This is a genomic window from Nocardia sp. CA-120079 (assembly GCF_050955745.1).
GTDB lineage: Bacteria > Actinomycetota > Actinomycetes > Mycobacteriales > Mycobacteriaceae > Nocardia.
Genome location: NZ_CP192088.1, coordinates 5,309,457 through 5,327,857, shown reverse-complemented (window position 1 = coordinate 5,327,857; position 18,401 = coordinate 5,309,457). Strand labels below are relative to the sequence as shown.

Annotated in this window: 18 protein-coding genes; 10 read left to right on the top strand and 8 right to left on the bottom strand. The window is 66.1% G+C overall.

The genetic code is table 11. The annotated features are described in order from the left end of the window. Nucleotides 1-115: 115 nt before the first annotated feature. Complete coding sequence (locus ACQPYR_RS24510) at nucleotides 116-526, bottom strand: PPOX class F420-dependent oxidoreductase (protein ID WP_433621296.1); 411 nt, start codon at nucleotides 524-526, stop codon at nucleotides 116-118. Nucleotides 527-665: 139 nt separating this feature from the next. Here ACQPYR_RS24510 and ACQPYR_RS24505 point away from each other — a divergent pair, with 139 nt between their 5' ends. From ACQPYR_RS24505 to ACQPYR_RS24485, 5 genes are all read left to right on the top strand, one after another. Then, nucleotides 666-1,190 (top strand): hypothetical protein, encoded by a 525-nt coding sequence (locus ACQPYR_RS24505; RefSeq protein WP_433621295.1) that lies wholly within the window; start codon nucleotides 666-668, stop codon nucleotides 1,188-1,190. A 43-nt stretch (nucleotides 1,191-1,233) separates the two neighbouring features. Next, on the top strand, nucleotides 1,234-1,989 hold the full coding sequence (locus tag ACQPYR_RS24500; protein WP_433621294.1) for an SDR family NAD(P)-dependent oxidoreductase: 756 nt from the start codon (nucleotides 1,234-1,236) through the stop codon (nucleotides 1,987-1,989). Next, nucleotides 1,986-3,233 carry a precorrin-6y C5,15-methyltransferase (decarboxylating) subunit CbiE gene (gene cbiE / locus ACQPYR_RS24495; protein ID WP_433621293.1) on the top strand — a complete coding sequence of 416 codons (1,248 nt, stop codon included), beginning with the start codon at nucleotides 1,986-1,988 and terminating at the stop codon, nucleotides 3,231-3,233. Before ACQPYR_RS24500 ends, cbiE begins: the two co-directional genes overlap by 4 nt. Before the next feature lie 88 nt (nucleotides 3,234-3,321). Continuing rightward, complete coding sequence (locus tag ACQPYR_RS24490) at nucleotides 3,322-3,903, top strand: hypothetical protein (protein WP_433621292.1); 582 nt, start codon at nucleotides 3,322-3,324, stop codon at nucleotides 3,901-3,903. Next, the gene (locus ACQPYR_RS24485; RefSeq protein ID WP_433635230.1) at nucleotides 3,900-4,643 is read left to right on the top strand and encodes a cobalt-precorrin-6A reductase; all 744 of its coding nucleotides are present in this window, start codon (nucleotides 3,900-3,902) and stop codon (nucleotides 4,641-4,643) included. Before ACQPYR_RS24490 ends, ACQPYR_RS24485 begins: the two co-directional genes overlap by 4 nt. 1 nt (nucleotide 4,644) lies before the next feature. Here ACQPYR_RS24485 and ACQPYR_RS24480 read toward each other — a convergent pair whose 3' ends face one another. Further along, complete coding sequence (locus ACQPYR_RS24480; protein ID WP_433621291.1) at nucleotides 4,645-5,175, bottom strand: PadR family transcriptional regulator; 531 nt, start codon at nucleotides 5,173-5,175, stop codon at nucleotides 4,645-4,647. A gap of 100 nt (nucleotides 5,176-5,275) precedes the next feature. Here ACQPYR_RS24480 and ACQPYR_RS24475 point away from each other — a divergent pair, with 100 nt between their 5' ends. Both ACQPYR_RS24475 and ACQPYR_RS24470 read left to right on the top strand, forming a co-directional pair. Then, on the top strand, nucleotides 5,276-5,917 hold the full coding sequence (locus ACQPYR_RS24475) for a GntR family transcriptional regulator (RefSeq protein ID WP_433621290.1): 642 nt from the start codon (nucleotides 5,276-5,278) through the stop codon (nucleotides 5,915-5,917). Next, entirely contained in the window at nucleotides 5,917-7,143 is a 1,227-nt protein-coding gene (locus ACQPYR_RS24470; RefSeq protein ID WP_433621289.1) for an MFS transporter, read from the top strand. The genes ACQPYR_RS24475 and ACQPYR_RS24470 overlap by 1 nt, the downstream gene beginning before the upstream one ends. Before the next feature lie 44 nt (nucleotides 7,144-7,187). Here ACQPYR_RS24470 and ACQPYR_RS24465 read toward each other — a convergent pair whose 3' ends face one another. The 4 genes from ACQPYR_RS24465 to ACQPYR_RS24450 all read right to left on the bottom strand — a co-directional run bounded on the left by ACQPYR_RS24465 (nucleotide 7,188) and on the right by ACQPYR_RS24450 (nucleotide 10,560). Continuing rightward, nucleotides 7,188-7,742, bottom strand: coding sequence for a dihydrofolate reductase family protein (locus ACQPYR_RS24465; protein WP_433621288.1), 555 nt, complete (start codon nucleotides 7,740-7,742; stop codon nucleotides 7,188-7,190). A gap of 18 nt (nucleotides 7,743-7,760) precedes the next feature. Continuing rightward, nucleotides 7,761-9,392, bottom strand: coding sequence for a precorrin-3B C(17)-methyltransferase (gene cobJ, locus ACQPYR_RS24460; RefSeq protein ID WP_433621287.1), 1,632 nt, complete (start codon nucleotides 9,390-9,392; stop codon nucleotides 7,761-7,763). Then, complete coding sequence (locus ACQPYR_RS24455) at nucleotides 9,389-10,018, bottom strand: precorrin-8X methylmutase (RefSeq protein WP_433602941.1); 630 nt, start codon at nucleotides 10,016-10,018, stop codon at nucleotides 9,389-9,391. The genes cobJ and ACQPYR_RS24455 overlap by 4 nt, the downstream gene beginning before the upstream one ends. A 104-nt stretch (nucleotides 10,019-10,122) precedes the next feature. Beyond that, nucleotides 10,123-10,560, bottom strand: coding sequence for an Lrp/AsnC family transcriptional regulator (locus ACQPYR_RS24450; RefSeq protein ID WP_433621286.1), 438 nt, complete (start codon nucleotides 10,558-10,560; stop codon nucleotides 10,123-10,125). 138 nt (nucleotides 10,561-10,698) lie between these two features. Here ACQPYR_RS24450 and ddaH point away from each other — a divergent pair, with 138 nt between their 5' ends. After that, on the top strand, nucleotides 10,699-11,571 hold the full coding sequence (gene ddaH, locus ACQPYR_RS24445) for a dimethylargininase (protein ID WP_433621285.1): 873 nt from the start codon (nucleotides 10,699-10,701) through the stop codon (nucleotides 11,569-11,571). Between the two features lie 16 nt (nucleotides 11,572-11,587). Here the strand turns inward: ddaH and ACQPYR_RS24440 are convergent, their stop codons facing one another. Together ACQPYR_RS24440 and cobG are read right to left on the bottom strand one after the other, a co-directional pair. Further along, on the bottom strand, nucleotides 11,588-12,139 hold the full coding sequence (locus tag ACQPYR_RS24440) for a hypothetical protein (protein ID WP_433621284.1): 552 nt from the start codon (nucleotides 12,137-12,139) through the stop codon (nucleotides 11,588-11,590). Nucleotides 12,140-12,355: 216 nt separating this feature from the next. After that, nucleotides 12,356-13,564, bottom strand: coding sequence for a precorrin-3B synthase (cobG, locus tag ACQPYR_RS24435; RefSeq protein ID WP_433621283.1), 1,209 nt, complete (start codon nucleotides 13,562-13,564; stop codon nucleotides 12,356-12,358). A 372-nt stretch (nucleotides 13,565-13,936) separates the two neighbouring features. Here cobG and ACQPYR_RS24430 point away from each other — a divergent pair, with 372 nt between their 5' ends. After that, entirely contained in the window at nucleotides 13,937-14,377 is a 441-nt protein-coding gene (locus ACQPYR_RS24430) for a nuclear transport factor 2 family protein (protein ID WP_387293763.1), read from the top strand. A 360-nt stretch (nucleotides 14,378-14,737) separates the two neighbouring features. Further along, entirely contained in the window at nucleotides 14,738-18,352 is a 3,615-nt protein-coding gene (gene cobN, locus ACQPYR_RS24425; protein ID WP_433621282.1) for a cobaltochelatase subunit CobN, read from the top strand. Nucleotides 18,353-18,401: the final 49 nt, after the last annotated feature.

Sequence of the window (18,401 nt, the reverse complement as noted above, 5' to 3'; positions counted from 1 at the left end):
GGCGTTCCCAGCTCGATGATTCTTCGCGCGCTGAGAGGCGGTGCGGTAAGCTGCGGTGAGGTGAAATGCCCTGGGATGCAATGACTTCGGGTTCGAGGTCAGGCCGGGCGGTGCATCAGGCCGGGGCGGGCGCGAGGGTGCTGCTGGAGAGTACGCGCTGGACTTGAATGGCGATGACCACGCGGGTCGGGTTCTCTCGGGGGACTCGGTAGCGGCCCGCGTATCGATCTACGGCTGCTGCGACGTTGTCCGGATCGTCGAGCACCGTGGCCGGGCCTTCCAGGGTGATCCAGCGGATTCCGTCCACCTGGCTCACTGCCGCGTAGCCGGAGCGCCGCACATTGCGCACCTTCACCGAGCCGTCGTTGGTGATCACTCGCGCGATCCCGGCTTCCGGATCCCAGGTGAAACCCACCGCGACCACATGCGGCGTGCCGTCGGCACGCAGGGTGGTCAGGGTCGCGAGGTGGCGCTCGGCGACGAATTCGAGTGCGGCAGTGGACAGCTGTGCGGTGCTGGTCGGCATCCCCCGACCGTAGCGGTATGCGGGCCGTCCGGCACCGGCACATGCCGAGTCCGCACGTCTGGTACATACTGGTCAGTTCGGTGTTTCGTGCTTGCTCGGATATTCTGAGCCCCGAGATCGACAATCGAGGGGTTCAGGGATGCAGAGCACGGACGTCCAGTTGGCCGCTCGATGGTGGCAGTGGGCCATGTCGATTCCGATCGCCAAGAATCCGGTCTGCGACGAGACCGGAGCCTGCGCGGCCGAAGCTCAGCCCGACGATGTCTGGTTCCTCGCCGGGACGTTCGGCGGCAAGGTCGGCCGAAGCTGTGCCGTGCCCTACGGTCGTCCGATATTCTTTCCCGCCTTCAATATCTTCCAGAAGGTCGAAAGGTCGTTTTTCCAATTCGGCACCCGACCACCGGTGGTACCGACGGCGAGCGGCCACGCCGAGCTGAACGGCGTCGCACTACCGATGCTGGAAGTGACCAACCGCGCGGCATTCCCCATCAACCCGGCGGCGGGCGGCCCGTTCCAGGTGACCGGCCGTTTCAAGGCGACAGCATGGGGGCTCTGGTGCAGGCTGGACGACCTGGTCCGCGGCGACTACATCCTCACCTTCGGTGGTGAGTACGAGCCGGGCGGCTTCTGGGTCGAGGCCTCCTATCAGCTCGAGATCGTCTGACCTGGCGGATCTGCACAGCGGGGTGGGGTGAAAGACTGGCGGCATGGGAGCGCGTGGAATTGCCGAGGGGCCGGTGCTGGTACTCGGGGGCCGCAGTGAGATCGGGCTCGAGGTGGCCCGACGGCTGGCGCCGGGGCGTGTGGTGATCCTCGCGGCGCGACGCAGCGCGGAGTTGACGCAGGAGCGTGCGGCGGTTGCGGCAGCCGGGGCGACGGCAGTGCATACCGTTGAATTCGATGCGGACGATACAGCGAGTCATCCGGCGCTGCTGGAGAAGATCGCGGCCGAGCACGGGGGGATCGGGGTCGCGGTGGTCGCATTCGGAGTGCTCGGGGATCAGGCGCGGGCCGAACGGGATCCGGCACATGCGATCGCGGTCGTGCACACCGATTACGTCGCGCAGATCAGCGTGCTCACCATCCTCGCGAATATGCTTCGGGCGCAGGGCGGCGGGCATCTCGTCGTGTTCAGCTCGTTCGCGGGCACACGGGTACGGCGAGCCAATTACGTCTACGGTTCGGCGAAGGCGGGTCTCGACGGATTCGCCGGCGGCCTCGCCGATGCGTTGCACGGCAGCGGTGTTCACCTGCTGCTGCTGCGTTGCGGGTTCGTCATCGGCCGGATGACCGCGGGCATGGACCCGGCACCGATGTCCAGCACCCCCGACCAGGTGGCGGATGCGGTCGTGCGCGGCCTGCGTCGTCGTGCCGGTCGGGTGTGGGTCCCCGGCATTCTGCGTCCGGTCATCTTCGCGATCCGCCTACTGCCCCAACCCATCTGGCGTCGGATGCCGCGGTGAACGGCGGTGCGCGGTGGAGCGGATCGCCGATCGCTGTCGTCGGTATCGGTGCCGACGGGTGGAGCGGTCTCGGCGAGGCTGCGCGCGAAGCGGTCTCGGATGCCGAAGTGGTATTCGGATCGGCGCGACAACTCGAGCTGATTCCGCAGGATGTTGCTGTGGCGCGGCGAGAGTGGCCTTCGCCGTTGGTCCCTGCACTGCCCAGTTTGTTCGCCGGCCACACCGGTCGGCAGGTATGCGTGCTGGCCAGTGGGGATCCGATGTTCTACGGCATCGGGGTGACGTTGGCGCGGCTGTTCGGTGCTGATCACCTGCGGGTATTTCCGCAGGCATCATCGGCATCGCTGGCATGTGCACGGCTGGGTTGGGCATTGGCGGAAACTCCGGTGGTCAGCGCGGTGGGGCGGCCGGTCGAGTCGGTGTTGCCCGAGTTGGCGGACCGGCGGCGGGTCCTGGTGCTGAGCGCGGACGAGCACACGCCGGCACAGCTCGCGGAACTGTTGCGGGACAATGGTTTCGGGGAGTCGGCATTGACCGTGCTCGAGCAGTTGGGCGGCCCGCGCGAAAGGGTCGCGCGCGATCGCGCGACGGGGTGGGAACTCGCGGCGGGGGACCCGCTCAATATCGTCGCGATCGACTGCGTCGCCGACCCGAAGCACCTGCGGGCGACGCGTGTGCCGGGACTGGCGGATGAGCTCTTCGGCGGTGACGGTCAACTCACCAAATCCGAGGTGCGGGCACTGACACTGGCCGCGCTGGCACCCGCGCCCGGGGAATTGCTGTGGGATGTCGGCGGTGGTTCCGGCAGTATCGCGATCGAATGGTGCCGCACGCATCCGAGCTGTCGGGCGGTCAGCTTCGAGCGACTCGAACACCGGCGGCGGCAGATCGCCGACAACGCCGCCGCCCTTGGTGTTCCATACATCGGTGTTTTTGGAGAGATACGCACCGATGTCGGAAAATCTACCGAATCATCACCTCCGGACGCAATATTTATCGGTGGTGGGCTCACTCAGGATGGCGTACTCGAGACATGCTGGTCGCATCTACGCCAGGGCGGCCGCTTGGTGGCGAATGCGGTGACAGCGGAATCCGAAGCATTGCTACTGAATTGGGCCGCTGCGCACGGCGGTAAACTGCGGAAGTTTCAGATTTACCGGGCCGAAGCCCTCGGCAAGTTCACGACCTGGCGTCCGCAATTGCCGGTCGCCCAGTGGGCAGTTGTGAAACGCGGCTCGGTCTGAAAACCTCCTTCGCGGGTGAAGTGGACTGTAGGGTCGGTGCCCGAGATCCGGACGTTATCGCCGGATCCGCGTCCTATTGGGGAGATTTATGAAGTACAAGAAGTTTGCCGCCACCGCGATTACGGCCATTGCCGCCACCGGTATCGCGGCGGGTACGTCCGGCGCCGCTCCGCTGGCACCCGCGCCTGCCGTGCAGAACCAGGCCGTGCCCGCCGTGCAAGGCGAGGATCACGGTGTGAACTACGCGGTGCAACTCGTCGACAAGTCGATCGTCGCGGCGGTCACCGGCGGCGCGTTCAGTCTGGATGCCGATCAGGTGTACGTCACGGTGAAGAACGCCGAGGGTGCGGTCGTCACCTCGATTCCGCTGCAGGCGCAGGTCGGGGACCAGCTGATTCCGATCGCGGCCACCATCGACCCTGCGGGCGGGCAGCTGACGCTGACTCCGCGAGTCGAGCCGACCGCCGCGATCAGTGCCGAGGCCATCTCCTCGCAGGAGTGGTTCTTCAGCGAACTGCAGCGTGCCTCCCTCGGTGCCGTGATCGGCGGCATCATCGGATTCTTCTTCTTCGGCATCGGTCTGCCGGTGGGTGCGTTGATCGGTCTGCTCATCGCGGGTGGTCCGAACCTGATCAATGCGGGCATCGCCTACTTCAGCGGGCAGCCCTGAAAACTCTGATTCTGGGCGGCACCCAGGAAGCCAGGGAAATCGCCCACATCGCTTCCGGTGAGCGAGGATTCGATATCGTTTCCTCGCTCGCCGGTCGTGTTCGCGACCCGCTGCTGCCGGCGGGGCCGGTTCGGATCGGCGGCTTCGGCGGAGTCGGGGGTCTACGGAAGTGGTTGGCGGACAACGAAATCGCTGCCGTCGTCGATGCCACACATCCGTTCGCTGGCACGATCAGTTCGAATGCTGCCGGTGCCGCAGCGGATCTCGGTCTACCTCTACTGCATGTGCGGCGGCCGGGTTGGTCCGAACAGCCGGGTGATCGGTGGATCCGCGTGCCGGATCTCGACGCGGCCGCGCAGGCGATCTCGCAGCTGGGGGAGCGCATCTTCCTGACCATCGGTCGCCAAGGTGTCGCCGCCTTCGCGGGCCTGACGGACCAGTGGTTCTTGATCCGTGCCATCGATCCGCCCACCGGCGCGCTGCCGCCCCACCACGAATTGCTGCTCGCGCGTGGGCCTTTCGCGCCCGCGGATGAGCAGCGCCTGCTGACGCAACACCGGATCGACGTGCTGGTCACCAAGGACAGTGGCGGCGATCAGACCGCCGCCAAACTGGATGCCGCTCGCTCGGCGGGCCTTCCAGTGGTCGTCGTAGACCGCCCCGGGCTGCCGCCCGGCGCGGTGGTGGTGGAATCCGTCGACGCGGCGTGGAAGTGGTTGCGGGAGATCGCATCCCGCTGATTCACCGGCCGAGCAGTTCGGGCAGGCGGTCGAACCAGGCGAGTACGGTGCGCTCGTAGCCGATGCCGAATTCGAGGGTGGCGCGTTGATACGCGGACATGTCGGTGTGGTCGTCGGTGAGGTAGCGGTCGAGGCGCTGCTGGTGAGTTTCCTTGTTGGCGGCAATGATTCGATCGAGATGGTCCGGATCGACGTGCTTGCCGAAGGACAGGGTCAGTAGTAGCGGCACCCGAATGGTCTCCGCACCGGGGTCACGGGCGATCCATTCGAGGAATGCCTCGCGACCGGCGTCGGTGATCTGATACGGCGTGCGCTCGCGTGCCCCGATCTCGCCTTTTTCGACCAGTCCGGCCGCGTCCATGGCGGCCAGTTCCCGGTAGACCTGGCTTTGGGTAATGGTCCAGAAATCGCCGATCCGGTCCTGGGCTTCGGTCACCAGATCCCAGCCCGACATCGGACCGTCGTGCAGAAATCCGAGCAGCGACGCCGCAGTGGAATTCAGCGATTTGCGTTGTGTCGAGGTGTTCGCCAAGGTACTGCTCCTCTCGCTCTCAATGTTCCATAGTGGAATGTTATACGACTCCTGTCCACACCTGCTGGGGCTCCTATGGCGTGTCGCTAAGATTCAACTTGTGTCTAAGACGTATTCATCTGCCGAACTCGCTTATCGCGAGGTCAAGGAACGCATCCTGACCGGCGCGTTACCGGGCGGTGAGCTCATCAGCGAGGGCGAAATCGCCACCGACCTCGGTATGTCGAGAACCCCGGTGCGGGAGGCATTTTTGCGGCTCGAGGTCGAGGGATGGATGCGGCTGTACCCCAAGCGCGGCGCGCTGGTGGTGCCGATTCCGCCCGCCGAGGCAGAGCACGTCGTACATGCCCGCTATGTCGTGGAGGCCGCAGCGGTGCGCGCGGTGATCGCGCAGGAGCGGTCCGCGTTGATCGCTGACCTGCATGCCTCGCTGGATCTGCAGCGCGAACTGGCCGCCGCCGCGGACTTCGAGCGATTCGCGGTGGCGGACACCGACTTTCACCGCACCTATGTGGTCGCTGCGGGCAATCCGCTGCTCACCGGGTTCTACGATTCGCTGCGGGAGCGGCAGCGTCGCATGAACAGCGCTGCCCTGCACCGGGGTTCGACCGACACCGCTCGCATTGTCGATCAGCACACGCGTCTGGCCCTGCTGATCGAAATCGGCGACGCGGCAGGATTTGCCACCGCGCTCGTGGACCATATGTCCGGCGTGCACAAGCTGGAAATGAGAGGCCGGTAATGGCAACGCTGCTCGCCGTCGACATCAGGTCGGCAAGACCACGGCATGGTACGCGGAATTGGTGGGGCATCGCGGCCACGATGTTCGCGATCGCCTGGGGCGGAAACGAATTCACGCCGCTTTTGGTGATGTACAAGGGCAACGGACTGCCGGTCACCACGGTGGACCTGCTCCTGTTCGACTATGTGCTCGGCATCGTGCCCGCCTTGCTGATCGGCGGACCGCTCTCGGACCGCTACGGGCGTCGCGCGCTGCTGCGACCGGCGCCGTTGATCGGTGCGGCCGGTTCGCTGCTGCTGGCTTTCGGATCGGCATCGGTGCCGCTTTTATCGGCCGGACGGGTGCTGTGCGGGGTGGCGCTCGGGCTGGCGATGGCGGTGGGAAGCAGTTGGCTCGAGGAAGTTTCGCAGCCGCCGTTCGGGCCGGAACTGCCCACGGGGACCGGGGCGCGACGCTCGGCGATGAGCCTGACCGGTGGGTTCGCCGTCGGTGCCGGTGCGGCGGGTGTGCTCGCGCAGTGGGCTCCGCTGCCGAATACGTTGGCGTATCTGATCAATGTGGTGCTGTGTCTGATGGCTGCGGTGTGGGTGGCTCGGGCGCCGGAGACATCATCGGCGCAGCGGAATTCGGGGCGGTTGATCGATGATCTGAAGATTCCGGCGGCCGCGCATCGCAGGTTCCGGTGTGTGGCGCTGCCGGTCGCGCTGTGGTTGTTCACCTCTGCCGCAACGGCTTATGCGGTGCTGCCCACTCTGATGGCGCCCAAGGTGCACGGTGCACCGATCGCGTTCTCGGCGTTGATCACGGTGATCACGCTCGGCTGTGGTTTCGCGATCCAGTCGCTGGCGCGTCGGATCGATCGAGCTGGCACCGCCCGTGCCGCAGTTGTCGCGCTGGCGTTGGTTGTGTGTGGAATGGCCTCGGCCGCATGGGCTTCCGGCACATTGGCATTGGTGCTCACAATTGTCACCGCTGCTGTGCTCGGTGCCGGATATGGGATCGGGCTGGTCGCCGGACTACAGGAGATCGAGCGGATTGCTCGTCGCGACGACCTCGCTGGACTGACTGCGGTGTTCTACTCCGTCAGCTACGTCGGCTTCGGTATTCCCGCGCTGCTGGCATTCCTGCATCAATCTTTCGGCCTGGAATACCCGATAATGTTCGCGGCCGCCGCTGTTGGTGCGGCCGGATGCTTGGCGCTCGTCGTCGGGAATTACCGCGCCTGAGAATTGTCGCCGGATGCCGATCAGCATCCCCGACGAGGCCGCGGTCAGGCGATCCTCGGCCGGTAGTGCAGCTCGGTCACCCCGCATTCGAATCCGGTGGCGGAGACGAGGTCGAGCCGGGTGGTGCCACCGAAGACCGGCAGGCCCGCGCCGATCGCGGTCGGATTGACGAACAGGTACAGGTCGTCGATGAGGTCCCCGGCGATCAGATTCGCGACGAGGGTGCCGCCGCCGTAGACGATGATGTCGCCTCCCGGTTGGGCCTTGAGGTTGTCGATGGTCTCGGCGAGGTCGCCGCCCGCGACGACGGTGTTCTCCCAGGGCGATTCGGTGAGGCTGTTGGAGATCACGACCTTGGGCGTGTTGTTCATCTTGTCGATGGCAACCTGGGGCTCGTGTTCCGGCTTGGAGGCCCAGTGCGGAATGAAGCCTTCGGCGAGTTTGCGGCCGAGCACGATGGTGTCGAATTCGGCGGTAATGGCGGTGACGCGGGCGGCGAGGTCATCGGACCACTGGAATGTCATCCAGTCCATCTCACCGTTCGGGCCGGACATGTAGCCGTCGACGGTGGTCTGTACCTGGAGTTTGAGCTTGCGCATCGGGTTGCCCTTCCAAAATCAACGCTGGTAGCGGCGCGAAGTGTAAACCTTGGTGCCCTGCTCGGACTCGATTATGGCGGTGGTGGCGGCACCGATGATCAGCAGCGTGCGCATATCGACCTCGGCCGGCTCGAGCTCGGCAAGGGTGACCACACGGACGGATTCGGTGGGCCCGCCGACGTCGCGACCGAGAATTACCGGGGTGTCCGGCTTGCGATGCTCGAGCAGCACATCACGCATCGCCGCGACCTGCCAGGTGCGCTGACTGGAGGCGGGATTGTAGATCGCGATTGCCATATCGGCCGCCGCGACCGCCGAAAGTCGTTGTGCGACAATCTCCCACGGCTTGAGTCGATCCGAGAGCGAAATCATCGCGTAGTCGTGGCCGAGCGGCGCGCCGACCCGGCTGGCGACGGCATTGGCCGCGGTGAGCCCGGGCAGCACGCGCACCGGCACCCCTTGCCACTGCGGATCGGCGGACTCCTCGAGTACCGCAGCGGCCATCGCGAAGACCCCGGGGTCGCCGGAGGACACGACAACCACCTTGGCCCCCTGTTTCGCTAGATCCAATGCCATGGCGGCACGTTCGGATTCCACCCGGTTATCGCTGGCATGCCTGCGCTGCCCGGGCCGTGCCGGCACCCGATTGATATAGGTCGTGTAGCCGACCAGATCGGTGGCGCCGGCGAGTGCGCGTTCGACTTCGGGTGTGGTCCAGTCGGGTGAGCCCGGGCCGAGGCCGACCACCACGACCTCACCGAAACTGCTCGAGGTTTCCTCGACTCGTGAGCTGTCGGAAGGAACTGTCTGCGCCGTGCGGGATTCGCTGCCCGCAGCCTCGGGTGCTGCCCTGGAGAGCTCGGTAGCACCCTGCGCGCCGACCATCTGCGACTGCCCCTGCCCCGGATTCGTAAGAGACAGTGGGGTTGTCGGCTGCGGGCCGGGAACGAGAGCGATGGCGAAGTACGGTACATCCGCGTCGTCGACGTCGGAGGCGGCGAGTACGCGCTGGCGGGTGCTGCTCGCGCGTTCGATGTAGTAGGCGTCGGCGAGGCGGCCGGAGTCCGAGAGGGCTTGGCGCACACCGGGGTAGGTGCGGCCGAGCTTCATGATGGCGGCGGCGTCGGTATCGCGCAGGCGGCGGGTGAGCTCGTCGGTGGGCATGGTGCCGGGCAGGACGGTCAGTACCTGCTCACCCTCGACGAGCGGGGTGCCGAGGGCCGCTGAGGCCGCGCTCACCGAGGTGATGCCGGGGATGATCTCGGCCTCGAACCGGTCGGCCAACCTGCGGTGCATATGCATGTACGAGCTGTAGAAGAGCGGATCGCCCGCAGCGAGCAGTGCGACGGACCGGCCCGCCCCCAGATGGGTTGCCAGGCGTTCGGCGGCCTGTTCGTAGAACTCGTCGATGGCGCCCTGATAGCCGCCGGGGTGGTCGGTCGTCTCGGTGGTCACCGGATAGATCAGGTGTTCCTCGAGTTGGCCCGCGCGCATATACGGCGCGGCGATGCCACGCGAGATGCTGCGACCGTGGCGTGCGCTGTGGAAGGCGATGACATCGGCCTCGGCGATCACCCGCGCCGCCTTGACCGTCACCAGCTCCGGATCACCGGGGCCGAGTCCGACGCCCCACAACTTGCCGTTGCTCATTCCTGTTCGCTCGCAATCGCATTCAGTGCCGACGCGGTAATGGCGCTGCCACCGCGGCGCCCACGCACCGTCAGATATTCGACGCCGCCGAATTCGATCAGCGCTTCCTTGGATTCGGCAGCGCCCACGAAGCCGACCGGAATGCCGAGGATGGCGGCGGGCCGCGGCGCCCCCGCATTGATCATGTCGAGCAGATGGAACAGTGCGGTCGGTGCGTTCCCGATGGCGACCACCGCGCCCTCGAGGCGATCGCGCCACAACTCCAGCGCCGCGGCCGACCGCGTATTGCCCATCGCCGCAGCCAGTTCCGGCACCCGCGGATCAGCGAGGGTGCAGGTCACGTCATTGTCGGCGGGCAACCGCTTGCGCGTCACACCGGACGCGACCATCTGCGCATCACAGAGAATAGGAGCCCCCGCCCGCAGCGCGCCCCGCGCCGCCGCCACCACTCCGGGCGAAAACGCCACGTCCCCGGCCAGATCCACCTGCCCGCACCCATGAATCATCCGCACCACGACCTGCGCCACATCCTGCGGAAACCCACTCAGATCCGCCTCCGCCCGAATCATCGCGAACGACCGCCGATAGATCTCGGCCCCATCACTGACATAGCGAACATCGGACATGCCCCCACCATATGAGCCCTCCCTCTCCACGCCCGCTGCGGGTCGAGAATGCGGGGGTGGCGGCGAACATCGAGGGGGCAGCTGCCTGAATGCTTCTCGGCCGATCAGGTTCGGGGGCGTTCGAGGATTCGGGACATGACTATGGAGCTGCGGGTGCGGCCTACTCGGGTGTTTTCGCGGATGCGTTCTACGGTGGATTCGATTTCGGCCATGTCTGTTGCCATGACGTGGACTAGGGCGTCGGCTTCGCCCGCGATGGTCCAGACGCCGACTACCTGGGGGATCGGTTCGAGGGTGCGGCGGAGTTCGGCGGGGGTGATGTTGTCGCGGTAGTAGACCTCGACGTAGGCCTCGGTGGTCCAGCCGAGTGCGGCGGGATTGACGAGTGCGGTGAAGCCGGTGATCTGGCGGCTGGCGACCATCTTGTCGACGCGGCGCTTGACCGCAGGTGCGGACAGTCCGACCTTCGCGCCGATCTCTTGGAACGAGGCGCGCGCCGATTTCAGCAGATGCGCCAGAATCTGCCGGTCGATGTCGTCCACGCCACACCCACTCCCGATCGGCGCAATGATTCGCTGAATTGGCTCGATCATGCGCAATGAATCGTTGTTTCTGGCGCAATACTAGGCCAATTACCTTCGTGTCAGTGGAATGCTCCGCGCCTACCTCCGGGAGACACGTTGACCTCTGTAGCCACCCTCCGTATCGAGCCGGCGCGGCAGCCGTCGCCACGTCAGTTCGTGATGTGCCGACCGGATCACTTCGACGTCTGCTACTCGATCAATCCGTGGATGAATCCGCAGGAACCTGTCGATCGGGCGCTGGCGCTATCACAGTGGGAGACGCTGCGCGCGACATTCGAGCACTACGGCCACCGCATCGACGTGGTGCCGGGGGAGCCGGGTCTGCCCGACATGGTTTTCGCCGCGAACAGTGGCCTGATCGTGGGTGATCGGGCGATGTCGGCGCGGTTCACCCATGCCGAGCGGGCCGCGGAAGGTCCGGCATATCACCGCTGGTTCGCGCAGTTGGGTCTGGTGGACCTGGTCGGGGCGCAGGAAACCAATGAGGGCGAAGGCGATTTCCTGCTCGTCGGTGCGCGCATGCTGGCCGCGACCGGGTTCCGGAGTTCGATTGCCGCGCACCGTGAGGTCGAGCGGTACTTCGATCTGCCGGTGGTCTCGCTCGAACTGGTCGATCCGCGTTTCTATCACCTGGATACGGCGCTGATGGCCCTCGATGACACGAACGTCGCGTATTTCGCGCCCGCCTTCAGTGCCGCGAGTCAGGCGATACTGGCCGAACTCTATCCGGACGCGATCCTCGCCACCGATGCCGATGCGGTGGTTCTGGGGCTGAACGGTGTCTCCGACGGGCTGAATGTCTTCATCAGCAGTCGCGCCGACAACCTGGCTTCGGAGTTGCGTGCGCAGGGGTACAACCCGGTGGGCGTCGATCTGTCGGAGTTGTTGAAGGCCGGTGGTGGCGTGAAGTGCTGCACCTTGGAGATTCACGAGGATCCGCGGAGTGCACCGACCGCGGTTGCTTCGTAAGGCGCGAGCACCGCTGTCAGAACGGGAGTTTGGTGCGCAAACCGCTGACACCTGGTTCGGCCAACGGATGGAGTTCGGCAACGAATTTGAACAGCAGGAGTGCGCCGCTGATCTGTAGCAGGGCGAGGGGGATTTCGGCGACGCAGGCGATGGCGATAGAGAACCAGACGTCGCGAGAGTTGGCGGTCGTGATGTCGAACCAGGCGTCCACCAGCAACAGCAGGCCGGTGCCGAATGCGGGCAACATGAGCAGTTGCTTGCGCTGCCAGCCCAGATAGGCGGTCGTGGCCATCATGATGACCAGCAGTATGTCGAACCCGACCCAGGTCAGCGTCCAATTACGGGCCTGATAATCAGGCGGCAGCGCCACCGCGAGGTACACGATCCACGGAATCAGCGCGATCGACCCACCCACCATCAGCGTCAACCGCACTCGCCGATGTATCCGCACCACCTCCGGGCGCGGCAACACCCCCTCGGGCGGCAACTGCAACCGCCGAATCAACTCCCGCCGCTCCTGCGCCGACATCGCATCGATCTCGGCATCACCGAGCCGCCCGACCGTCATAGGACCACTCCTCCCACGAGTCAACCGCTGCCCTCACCGTGCCACGCGCTGTGCCCGAGAACCAGCTCAACTGGGCTATTTTTGCGGCGCACATGCCGCAGTCACGTGCTGTCGCTTTCAGCAGATAGCAAACCACCGCGGCGCCGGATCGTCGGTCTGTGGACTGCGGCGCGATATGGTGCGTCGGGATTCCCTGCGATCACTCGCTGGGCGGTGTCAGCCGATGCGGTAACCGTTTTCGGTGGCGACGATGTCGGTGACCGGGCCGCGGGGGCGGCCGCAGCGGCGTTCGCAGCCGGACCAGTGTTGGCGGCCGGCGACTGCGACTTCGTCGGCTGTGTGGAGTGTCGGGCGGGTTTCTGTTGCGTGGCCGTCGGCATCGCTGTCTGCGGCGGGCTGGTCGGTGGGGAGTACGCGACCGGTTTGGACGGCGGCTGCGGCATCTGCGCGGACGTCGGTGAGCGCCTTTGCGCACCCCGGTTGCCCCGCGCAGGCGCTGACCTGGAGCCAAGGGGAGTTGGCGTCGAATATCAGGCCCATGGGGGCTAGTACGCGGACGACCTGTTCGGCGGGCCATTCGTCTAGGTCTGTGATTACCAGGCTGCGCCAAGGCGTGATGAAGATGGGGCGTTCGATGGCGGCGATGAATTCGGCGATGCGGGCGGGCAGGGAGCCGAGGCGAACGGCCGCGCCGAGGCTGACCAGGCCATTGTCCTGGTCGAGCCAGCCGATCGGAATGTCATGGGCGGCACCGAATTCCAGGCGTTCGGGGCCGGGGGACAGGCCGAGGATATCGATTACTCGCCGCACACCGTCATCGACTTCGTGCAGTCGCCATTGACCCGAGCCGAGATCGAGGAAGGCGTGCGCGGCGGCGAGCATCACTTGGACCGCGTCGGCCCCGGATACCCGGATGCCGGAGTCACCACCGGCCAGCACGAGCGCGAATTCCGCTGCGCCCGTGGCGTGTACGCCGATATCGCCACCGAGGCCGCTGATATCGCCGCGACCGTCGTCGAGGGTGAACAGTACGCGGCCGGGCAGCTCGGCCAACCGCGGTGCGGTGCGCAAACCTGTGTCGAGCGCCGGAACGAGCGCATGGACATCCGCCCGGCCGCCGATTCGACCCGACAGCGGTGACGCGACGATATTGCGCACCCGCTCATGCGTATCGCTGGGCAACAGCCCGGCCTCCGCAAACCGCTCACTCAGCGCGGCCGCATCACGCACCTGCCGCAACTGCACATTGCCCCGCGAGGTCAGCTCGATATTCCCATCGCCGAGTTCGGCGGCCGCCTCGGCCAATACCTGCAACTGCTCCGGATCCAGCCGCCCACCGGGCAGGCGGATCCGAGCCAACGGGCCATCGGCCGCCTCATGCAGCCGCAGCACGCCGGGGCAGGAATCGGGATTGGTACGCGTCATGACCCATCCAGCCTACGACCCCGCCGCCGCGCGATCAGCGACGGCCGCAACGCGTGACCGCCGACACCGCCCAGTCGCGAAATCCGGCGACGACGGTGACGCTTGACCGTGAGGGAGCCTCGTCGCGAATCCCGCGCAATCGGCGCTGATACCCGCTCGGCCGTGACCGTCGCATCGTGCGGCGTCCAGCGCTGGATCGCGGCTTGATCATGTGAGCGGGCAAATGGCCACGCGCTGGAAGACATCCGAGCCTGGCAGCGCACAGCGAAAACGGTGCCGATCTCCGGTACCTCGCACCGACGCTCGGGTGCAACCAGACAATAGCGACCGACCAGTCGGCGTAAACCCCGGCCCGCCGTTAAGGTTGGCGGAATGAGCGAAATCTCTACCGTTGCCGACCGACTCGCGATCATCGACGTTGTCACCAGGATGTTCGTCTACACCGATCAGAAGCGCTGGGATGACCTTGTCGCGGAGGTATTCACGCCGAAGGTCGACTTCGATGGTGGCTTCGGCGGCGAGGTGGCGGTGCGGCCCGCAGCCGATATCGTCGGCGATTGGCGCACGGGTCTCGCCGATCTCGACGGCGTCCATCACCAGGCCGGCAACTACCTGGTCGACCTGCAGGGCGACCACGCCGAGATCCACGCCGACGCCATCGCGGTGCACGTGAAGAATGATGCGTCCCACGGCAAGACGCGCACCTTCGTCGGCAGCTACAGCATCGGCGCCGAACGCTCCGCTGCGGGCTGGCGCGTCGACAAATTCCACTACCACTTGAAGGTGATCGACGGAAACGCCGACCTGACCTGAGCGCCGAGTACGTGACCGGGCACTTACCTGTTATCAAGCGGCTCGGGACGAAGCGCGAACCCTGGTCATCAATGTCGGCCGACGAGACGGCGCTGACCCTCACTGCGGTGTGGGTGAAACCGTCTCGGATGACGCGGAAACCGACACCCACACCACCTCGGTGGCGATGGGTCAGGACACCCGAGAAGGGTGGTGTCACCCAATCATCCGATTGGAAGGACACGCTGTAGCATCTGGTTGCTCGGCGGGCGATGAGGAAACCGGTGGAACTCCGGTGCGGTCGCGCCACTGTCGAAAGCCAGACCCTCTCCGGCGAGCACCGTAACCGATGGGCGCGTCACCCGAGGAAGGCTGCCACCTGTGATTTTGCTGCTGTCGACATCCGACACCGATCTGTTGAGCGCGCGTGCGAGTGGTGCGGAATATCGGTGGGGGAATCCGGCTCGGCTGTTGGTCGACGACTTGCCCGCGCTGCTCGACGGCGTCGATCTGGTGATCGTGCGGATCCTCGGCGGCAAGCGCGCCTGGGAGGACGGGCTCGCGGCCGTGCGCGCGAGCGGGGTGCCGATGGTGGCGCTCGGCGGTGAGATCGCACCCGACGCCGAGCTGATGGAATGCTCGACGGTGCCCGGTGGTGTGGCCGCCGACGCGCACAACTACCTCGCCGCCGGCGGTGCGGAAAATCTCGGTCAGCTGCACAACTTCCTTTCGGATACGGTGCTGCTCACCGGCCACGGCTTCGAGCCGCCGGTGCAACTGCCGAGTTGGGGCGAGTTGGAGCGCACGCCGAGCACTGAGCTGGGCACAACTGCCGAGCGCCCCCCGACGGTGGCCGTAATCTATTACCGCGCACAACATCTCGCCGGAAACACCGCCTACATCGATGCCCTCTGCACGGCAATCGAGGATGCCGGTGCGAAGGCCATGCCGCTGTACTGCGCGTCCCTGCGCACCGCCGAGCCGGAACTCCTCGACACCTTGCGCACCGCAGACGCACTGGTGGTAACCGTGCTCGCGGCGGGCGGCACCAAGCCCGCCAACGCATCGGCCGGTGGCGACGACGAGGCCTGGGATGTCGCCGCCCTTGCCGAACTCGATGTGCCCATCCTGCAGGGTTTGTGTCTCACCAGCGGCCGCGCCCAATGGGAGGCCAACGACGACGGGCTCTCCCCGCTGGATGTCGCCACCCAGGTGGCCGTCCCGGAATTCGATGGCCGCATCATCACGGTTCCGTTCTCCTTCAAGGAATTCGACGCCGACGGACTGTCCACCTACGTGCCGGATCCCGAGCGCGCGGCTCGCGTCGCCGGTATCGCGGTCCGACACGCACGGTTGCGCCACATCCCGGCCGAACGGCGACGCATCGCCATCATGATGTCGGCCTACCCGACCAAACATGCGCGCATCGGCAACGCAGTCGGCCTGGACACCCCTGCCAGCGCGATCCGGCTCCTCACCGAGATGCGCACTGCCGGTTACGATCTCGGCGACGAGAGCGAGGTGCCGGGACTAACCGAACGCGACGGAGACGCGCTGATCCACGCGCTGATCGCCGCGGGCGGTCAGGATCCGGACTGGCTCACCGCCGAACAGCTCGAAGGCAACCCGATCCGCATCAGCGCCGACCAGTACACCAGCTGGTTCGACACCCTGCCCGATGATCTGCGTGAAGCCGTGGTCGAGGCGTGGGGACCGCCGCCCGGCGAACTCTACGTCGACCGCTCCGCCGATCCCAAGGGCGAAATCGTGATCGCCGCACTGCGTTTCGGCAATATCGTATTGATGGTGCAGCCGCCGCGCGGCTTCGGCGAGAACCCGGTCGCCATCTACCACGACCCGGACCTGCCGCCCAGCCACCATTATCTCGCCGCGTATCGCTGGATCGCCGCGCCGGACGGTTTCGCCGCCGACGCCATGGTGCACCTCGGCAAGCACGGCAATCTGGAATGGCTGCCCGGCAAGACCCTCGGCATGTCCGCCTCCTGCGGCACCGACGCCGCGCTCGGTGAGCTGCCGCTGATCTATCCGTTCCTGGTCAACGACCCGGGCGAGGGTACCCAGGCCAAGCGCCGCGCCCACGCGACCCTCGTCGACCACCTCATTCCGCCCATGGCCCGCGCCGAAAGCTACGGCGATATCTCGCGTTTGGAGCAGTTGCTCGACGAGCACGCCAATATCTCGACCCTCGACCCGGCCAAACTGCCCGCCATCCGCCAGCAGATCTGGACGCTCATGCGCGCGGCCGAAATGGACCACGACCTCGGCCTCGCCGAGCGCCCTGACGAGGATGTCTTCGACGATATGCTGCTGCACGTCGACGGCTGGCTGTGCGAGATCAAGGATGTACAGATCCGCGACGGTCTGCACGTCCTCGGGCAGGCGCCGGCGGGGGAGACCGAACTCGATCTGGTCCTGGCCATGCTGCGCGCGCGCCAGCTGTGGGGTGGCGAGCGGAATGTGCCCGGTCTGCGGGAAGCCCTGGGGCTGAACGAATCCGGTACCGAGGTGCGCGAACGAGTCGACGCAGTGGAGACCCAAGCGCGTGGGCTGCTGGCCGCACTGCAAGCTGCCGACTGGTCCGTAGACGCCGTCGACGGAATCGTCGATTCACTGGACGTCCCCGCCCCGACGTTGGCTGGGGTGCGAACTGTGCTGCGCTTCGCCGCGACCGAGGTCGTGCCTCGCCTGCGCCAGACCGGCATCGAGATCGACCGAATCCTGCACGCGCTCAACGGCGGTTTCATCCCGGCCGGGCCCAGCGGATCCCCATTGCGCGGCCTGATCAACGTCCTGCCGACCGGTCGGAACTTCTACTCGGTCGACCCGAAGGCGGTTCCGTCCAGACTGGCCTGGGAGACCGGGCAGGCCATGGCGGATTCGCTGCTCGATCGATACAAGGCCGATCACGGTGAGTATCCGCGCTCGGTCGGACTGTCGGTGTGGGGCACCTCCGCCATGCGCACCTCCGGCGACGACATCGCGGAAGTCCTTGCGCTGCTGGGCGTCCGCCCGGTCTGGGACGAGGCGAGCCGCCGGGTCACCACCTTGGAGGTGATACCGCTCGCGGAACTGGACCGTCCACGCATCGACGTGACGGTCCGTATCAGCGGCTTCTTCCGCGACGCTTTCCCGCATGTGCTCGCGCTGCTCGATGACGCGGTCCGCCTCGTCGCCGACCTCGACGAACCCGCCGAGTCGAATTACGTTCGCGCGCACGCCCAGAACGACCTCGCCGAACACGGCGACAAGCGCCGCGCCACCACCCGCATTTTCGGCTCCAAACCCGGCACCTACGGCGCGGGCCTGCTGCAATTGATCGACTCCAAGAGCTGGCGCACCGACGACGACCTCGCGCAGGTGTACACCGCATGGGGCGGCTTCGCCTATGGTCGCGACCTCGACGGCGCACCCGCCGCCGACGATATGCGCACCGCGTACCGCCGGATCACGGTGGCCGCCAAGAACACCGATACCCGCGAACACGATATCGCCGACTCCGACGACTACTTCCAGTACCACGGCGGCATGGTCGCCACCGTGCGCGCGCTGACCGGCAAGAACCCCGAGGCCTACATCGGCGACAGCACCCGCCCCGACGCCGTGCGCACCCGCACGCTCTCGGAGGAGACCGCACGCGTCTTCCGTGCCCGAGTGGTGAATCCGCGCTGGCTCGAAGCGATGCGCCGCCACGGCTATAAGGGTGCATTCGAAATGGCTGCCACCGTCGACTACCTCTTCGGCTACGACGCCACCACCGATGTCGTGGCCGACTGGATGTACGAAAAGCTCGCGGAGAGTTACGTTTTCGATGACGTGAATCGAAAGTTCATGGAACAGTCCAACCCGTGGGCGCTGCACGGCATTGCGGAGCGTCTGCTTGAGGCGGCGCAACGGGAGTTGTGGGAGCATCCGGAGCAGGCAACACTGGACCGATTGCGTCAGATCTACCTGGAGACCGAGGGCGAACTGGAATAGCTGGAAAAGCAATACCCCAGTTCCTTTGGGTATTTCCAATTATTTGATC